Annotated in this window: 5 protein-coding genes and 1 riboswitch; of the genes, 3 read left to right on the top strand and 2 right to left on the bottom strand. The window is 29.3% G+C overall.

The window, feature by feature from the left end:
* Window positions 1-187: 187 nt before the first annotated feature.
* The 3 genes from asrA to asrC are packed head-to-tail and all read left to right on the top strand — an operon-like array spanning window position 188 to window position 3,099.
* Window positions 188-1,216, top strand: coding sequence for an anaerobic sulfite reductase subunit AsrA (asrA, locus tag GBZ86_RS11255; RefSeq protein WP_152890719.1), 1,029 nt, complete (start codon window positions 188-190; stop codon window positions 1,214-1,216).
* Between the two features lie 14 nt (window positions 1,217-1,230).
* Window positions 1,231-2,022: an anaerobic sulfite reductase subunit AsrB gene (gene asrB / locus GBZ86_RS11250; protein ID WP_152890717.1), complete on the top strand. Its 792-nt coding sequence runs from the start codon at window positions 1,231-1,233 to the stop codon at window positions 2,020-2,022.
* A gap of 18 nt (window positions 2,023-2,040) precedes the next feature.
* The gene (gene asrC, locus GBZ86_RS11245; protein ID WP_152890716.1) at window positions 2,041-3,099 is read left to right on the top strand and encodes a sulfite reductase subunit C; all 1,059 of its coding nucleotides are present in this window, start codon (window positions 2,041-2,043) and stop codon (window positions 3,097-3,099) included.
* A 116-nt stretch (window positions 3,100-3,215) separates the two neighbouring features.
* Here asrC and GBZ86_RS11240 read toward each other — a convergent pair whose 3' ends face one another.
* Both GBZ86_RS11240 and GBZ86_RS11235 read right to left on the bottom strand, forming a co-directional pair.
* Window positions 3,216-4,583, bottom strand: coding sequence for an amidohydrolase (locus tag GBZ86_RS11240; protein ID WP_152890714.1), 1,368 nt, complete (start codon window positions 4,581-4,583; stop codon window positions 3,216-3,218).
* 74 nt (window positions 4,584-4,657) lie between these two features.
* Window positions 4,658-5,986, bottom strand: a complete 1,329-nt coding sequence (locus GBZ86_RS11235; protein ID WP_152890712.1) for an NCS2 family permease — start codon at window positions 5,984-5,986, stop codon at window positions 4,658-4,660.
* 93 nt (window positions 5,987-6,079) lie between these two features.
* A riboswitch (purine riboswitch) is annotated at window positions 6,080-6,181 on the bottom strand.
* Window positions 6,182-6,206: the final 25 nt, after the last annotated feature.

Genomic DNA, 6,206 nt, shown 5'->3' with positions numbered 1-6,206 from the left:
TATAGGAAAAATAAAGCACTTAGTATTTGGATAAAATTCCTATACAAAAGTGCTTTATAGGCATATTTTTTTCTTTAAAATAATTACCATTTAATTCAAAATCAAATTTAACTAGCACAATCCGTTAAATTAATTAAATTAAACAAAATCATTTCAAAAAAATTGTTTATAAATATGGAGGTATAAAATGGGATTCAAACTAGATTTTGAAAGAACAAATAAACTATTTGAAGAACTAAAAAAAGAGTATAAAATTTATGCTCCAAAAAGATTTGAAAAAGCAGGTCGTTTTTCTGACACTGACATAATTCGCTATGATGAAATTAATTCAGTAGAAGAAATAGTATATAAAGAAAAATCTGATTATCCTGCAAAGGAAGTTATAACTCCTATAACTCAAACTTTATTCTATTTTACTCAAGACCAATTTATTGAAAGTAAAATTGATAATAAAAAAATATTAATTTTTGCTAGACCTTGTGATATAAATGCTCAACAAAGACAAGATACTATCTTCTTGAAAAATGGATTTGAAGATTCATTCTATAAAAGAGTTAGAGAAAAGGTTAAATTTGTTATGATGGAATGTACAGAAGGATGGGATACTTGCTTCTGTACAGCAATGAATGCAAATAAAACTGATGATTACAGTTTAGCTGTTAGATTTAATAAAGACAGTTTATTATTTAATGTTAAAGATGAAGAATTTTCTCCATACTTTGAAAATGTACCTGAATATGATTTTACTGTAGAATTCATAGAAAAAAATCAAGCTAAGGTTACTATTCCTAACATACCAGATACTAATGTATTAAATAAAGTTAAAAAACATAAAATGTGGAGAGAATTTGATAAAAGATGTATAGCATGTGGAAGCTGTACAATAGCTTGTAGTACATGCTCTTGTTTCACTACTACAGACATTTTATATAATGAAAATGCTAATGTGGGAGAAAGAAGAAGAACTTCAGCATCTTGTCATGTTCACGGTTTTGATGAAATGGCTGGTGGTCATGACTTTAGACCTACTATTGGAGATAGAATGAGATATAAAATTCTTCATAAAGTTCATGATTATAAAGAACAATTTGGTGAAAATCATATGTGTGTAGGTTGTGGACGTTGTACTTCAAGATGTCCTCAATACATTTCAATAACAGCTACTATAAATAAATTAAATGATGCAGTTAATGAAATATTAGAAGAAGATAACTAATTAGGAGGTTTATTATGCATAATGAAGTTATGCCAAAGGCATGCAAGATTTTAAGCGTTATTAAAGAAAGTAAATTAGAATATACATTTAGAGTTGAAACTGATATAATTCCAGAACATGGCCAATTTTTGCAATTATCTATTCCAAAAGTTGGCGAAGCTCCAATATCAGTTAGTGGATTTGGTAATGGATATATGGACTTTACTATACGTTCAGTAGGTAAAGTTACAAATGAAATATTTGATTTAAAAGCTGGAGATACTTTATTCTTAAGAGGAGCTTACGGTAAAGGTTGGCCTATTGAAAAATTTAAAGATAAAAATATGGTTATTATAAGTGGTGGAACTGGACTAGCTCCTGTTAGAAGCATGATAAATAAATTCTATAATAATTCATCTTATGTAAAAAGTCTTAATTTAATATGTGGATTCAAAAATGAAGAAGGTATTTTATTTAAACCAGAACTAGAATTATGGAAAGAAAAATTTAATACTATTTACACATTAGATAATGATACTAAAGAAGGTTGGGAAACTGGTTTAGTAACAACTCATATTAAACAAATTCCATTTGAAAGCTTTGGAGATAATTATGAAGTGGTAATTGTAGGACCTCCAATGATGATGCACTTTACAGCATTAGAATGCTTAAAGAACGGAATTCCAGAAGATAAAATCTGGGTATCATTTGAAAGAAAAATGTCTTGTGCTATTGGAAAATGTGGTCATTGTAGAATAGACGAAACTTACGTTTGTTTAGAAGGACCTGTATTTAACTACACTAAAGCAAAGAATTTATTAGACTAATAGGAGGTTTTTTTAACTATGAATCATGATATAAATATCAAAGAAACTAGAATTAATTGCTTCCGTCAATCTAAGATTGATGGTGAATTCATGCTTCAAATGCGTGTACCTGGATCATTAATAGATGCTAAATATTTAGAAAAAGTTACTCATATAGCTAAAACTTGGGGAAATGGTACCTTCCATCTTGGTATGAGACAAACATTAAATATGCCCGGAATTAAATATGAAAATATTCCTGCTGTTAATGCTTATATAGAAGATTATATAAAAGAAGTAGAAGTTGAAATGTGTGGATGTGATATGGACATAAACAATGCTGGATATCCTACTATCGGTGCAAGAAATGTTATGGCTTGTATTGGTAATTCACATTGTATAAAAGCTAATGTTAATACTCATGAATTAGCTAAAAAAATTGAAAAATTAGTTTTCCCAAGTCACTACCATATTAAAACTTCAATAGCTGGTTGCCCTAATGACTGTGCCAAAGCACATTTCAATGACTTTGGAGTAATTGGAATGGCTAAAATGGAATATAATTCTGATCGTTGTATAGGATGTGGAGCTTGTGTTGAAGCTTGTAACCATCACTCAACAAGAGTTCTTTCATTAAATAGTCAAGGAAAAATAGATAAAGACTTCTGTTGCTGTGTAGGTTGTGGTGAGTGTGTTCTTGCTTGTCCTACAAGTGCATGGACTAGAAAACCAGAAAAATATTACAGAATAACAATAGGTGGACGTACTGGAAAGCAAACTCCAAGAATGGGTAAAACTTTCTTAGCTTGGGCAACTGAAGATGTTGTTTTAGGAATGTTTGCTAATTGGCAAAAATTTTCTGCTTGGGTTCTTGACTATAAACCTGAATATTTACATGGTGGACATTTAATAGATCGAGCTGGTTACCATAAGTTTAAAGAATTAATACTTGATGGCGTTGAATTAAATCCTGAACTTTTAGTTGCAGACAATATATTTTGGGATGAAGTTGAATATAGAGGTAACTTCAATGTTAAACCTATTTCAATGCATCATACTTCTGGACCTCAACCTGAAGGTAAAAAATCCACTCACTAAAATTCAGTTTAAATTAAATAACAATTAATCTTGTTAACTCTTAATTATTTATTTATTAGAATAGATAAAATGCATGATTATTCTTTTTAATCATGCATTTTTTATATTTTTAAAATTTATTTTTTTATTACTTTGAAAGTTGTATTTATTTCTATATTAGCTTTTTCTTTTATTTTCTTTCCTTGTAATTTAACTTTTTCTAAAAGTACTTCTTCTTTTATAACAAGTACTTTTCTTTCCTTCATTAACCATTTACCATCACATATAGTAGAATCCACATTTTCACTACTCATAGAATAAACTATATTCCCTATTAGATTATGCATAGGTAGCGTGTGTATAGTATTTGGGTTAAGTATTATCATATCCGCTTTTTTTCCAACTTCAAGGCTACCAATTTCATTTTCTAATAATGCACATTTAGCACCATTTATAGTTGCCATTTCTAATATTTTTTCTGCTGGTATAACTGTAGGATTTAATGTTCTTCCTTTATGAATTAATGATGTTAAATACATATCTCTCATCATATCCATTCTATTATTAGAAGGTGCTCCATCTGTTCCTATAGATACTGTTATTCCTTTGTGTATCATTTCAGGAATGGATGCAAATCCTAAAACTACTTTCATAGCAGCTGCTGGATTATGTGAAACTTTAACATCATTCAATCTAAATAAATCTAATTCTCTATTAGTAAGCCAAACTGTATGTACAGCTAAAAGATTAGAACCTAAAACACCTAAACTATTTAAATGTTCAACTGTACCAAGTCCTTTTCTCTGTTTTGCAAAATCAACTTCATCTGCTATTTCTCCAATATGCATATGTATTCCAGTATTAAAATTATCTGCTAACTCTTTTGTTTTAATTATTAATTCATCTGAATTGTTAAATATAGTCCTTAAAGCAAACCATATTTTAATTCTTCCATTAGCAGTATCATTATATTTATTAAATAAATCAATTTGAGTTTTTAATTCTTCTTCCATTGACTTTTGCCATACTTTAGGCAATCCTTCTCCCTCATCCATAACAGATTTAGCCAAACATGCTCTTATTCCTGTTTTATTAACAGCTTCTACCATAGCATCAACATATTGCCCACCAGATTCAAGAAAAGTTGTTACACCTGATTTAATCATTTCAATACAACATGCTGTAGATGATATAAGAGAATCTTCATAATCAAAACTGCTTTCATAAGGCCATACTCTATCTCTAAGCCAAGTTAATAAATCTACATCATCTGCAATACCTCTTCCTAATTGTTGAGATAAATGAACATGTGTATTAACTAATCCTGGCATTAAAATCTTTCCCTTTGCATCATAGACTTCTGCTTCCAAACTTACAATATTTTCATCAAAATTACCTATCGCTTTTATTACATTATCCTTAATAAAAATAGCTCCTTGTTCATACACTTCTCTTTCTTCATTCATTGTTATTAAAAAGGCATTTTTTATATATAATTCACTCATATTTTTTTCTCCTTCATCTATACCCTTGTTTTCAATCACTAACTTAATAAATTTAGATTTATAATTAATAAACTTTAACTTAATATAAGATTTATAACTGAAAGTACACCTATTATCCAAAGTGCTATATTTATTTTATCTGTTTCTTTAGCCACAATATGCATTACTATATATGATATAAATCCAAAGCATAATCCTATGCTTATACTATAGGTTAAAGGCATTAATAAAATTGTAATAAATGCTGGTACTGCTATTTTAATATCGTGAAAATCTACCTTTTTTATGCTAGTGAACATAAATATACCTACCATAACTAAAGCTGGTGAAGCTGCATAAGAAGGCACAATACTAAGTAATGGCGTAAATATAAGTGTTACTAAAAACAATAATGCAGTTACCACTGATGCTAATCCAGTTCTTGCTCCTACTGCTATTCCTGCTGCTGATTCTCCAAAGGTAGTAACGGTACTTGTCCCTAATAATGATCCAATTAATGTTGAAGCAACATCTGCATATAACATTCTTCCTAACCCTTTAATTTCTCCTTTTTCGTCCTCAAGACCCATTTGTTTACAGCAACTAATAAGAAATGCTAAAGAATCAAACATATCAATAAACATAAATGAAAATATTGGTCCAATTAAAGAAAATCTTAATGCACCTAATATATCAAGCTTAAATGCAACAGGTGCTATACTTGGTGGTGCTGAAATTATACTTGATGGTAATTGTACAAAACCAAAAATTATTGATACTACTGTCATTATTGCCACACTTATTAAAATACCACCCTTTATTTTTTTATACTCTAATATTGCCATTAACAATAGTCCAAAAAGTGATATAACCACAGTTGGTGTAAAATCTGCTAGCGAAACTAATGTATCTGAGTTTGCTACTACTACTCCCATTCCTTTCAAGCCTACAAATGAAAGAAACAATCCAATCCCTGCTGCTGAAGCTAAGCTTAATTGCTTTGGAATAGCATTAGCAATGGTTTTTCTTAGTCCTGTAAGTGCTAATGTTAAAAATATACAGCCTGATATAAATACAACTCCTAAGGCTTGTTGCCACGATATACCTTCACCTATAACTAAAGAATATGTAAAAAATGCATTAAGCCCCATACCTGGTGCTAATGCAAAAGGAGCATTAGCCATAAATGCAAATATTAACGTTCCAATAGCTGTAGCTAATATGGTTACTGTTATTAATGCTGATTTATCCATTCCAGCATCTGATAATATAGCTGGATTAACTAAAACAATATAAGCCATAGTTAAAAATGTTGTTACTCCACCTATAATCTCTGTTTTTATATTTGACCCTCTTTCACTATACTTGAAAACTTTATCTAAAAAATTCAAAGGCTCTCTTGCATTTTCTCTTGTAGCTATCATCTTACTTTTTCCCCCTATTTCTTAAAAAAATAAAAAGATACATAATCTATTACCAATAAATAGAATATATATCTTTAAAGCTACAACTTTAAAATCAAATATATTTCTATCCATAGTAAACTCATTTACGGTGAGCTTGTAGATACTTCCGATCCATATTACCAGAATTATACGAATATGTGTCTTTTTATGTATTATATATTATACTTGTATTTTTTTC

This window comes from Clostridium tarantellae, assembly GCF_009295725.1.
Lineage (GTDB): Bacteria > Bacillota > Clostridia > Clostridiales > Clostridiaceae > Sarcina > Sarcina tarantellae.
Note: the sequence above shows the minus strand (reverse complement) of the source record. Positions and strands in the feature narration are given on the sequence as shown.

Excerpts from the sequence above, each read along its gene's own strand:
- asrA (WP_152890719.1), top strand. The coding sequence starts at position 188 with ATGGGATTCAAACTAGATTTTGAAAGAACAAATAAACTATTTGAAGAA.
- asrB (WP_152890717.1), top strand. The coding sequence starts at position 1,231 with ATGCATAATGAAGTTATGCCAAAGGCATGCAAGATTTTAAGCGTTATT.
- asrC (WP_152890716.1), top strand. The coding sequence starts at position 2,041 with ATGAATCATGATATAAATATCAAAGAAACTAGAATTAATTGCTTCCGT.
- GBZ86_RS11240 (WP_152890714.1), bottom strand. The coding sequence starts at position 4,583 with ATGAGTGAATTATATATAAAAAATGCCTTTTTAATAACAATGAATGAA.
- GBZ86_RS11235 (WP_152890712.1), bottom strand. The coding sequence starts at position 5,986 with ATGATAGCTACAAGAGAAAATGCAAGAGAGCCTTTGAATTTTTTAGAT.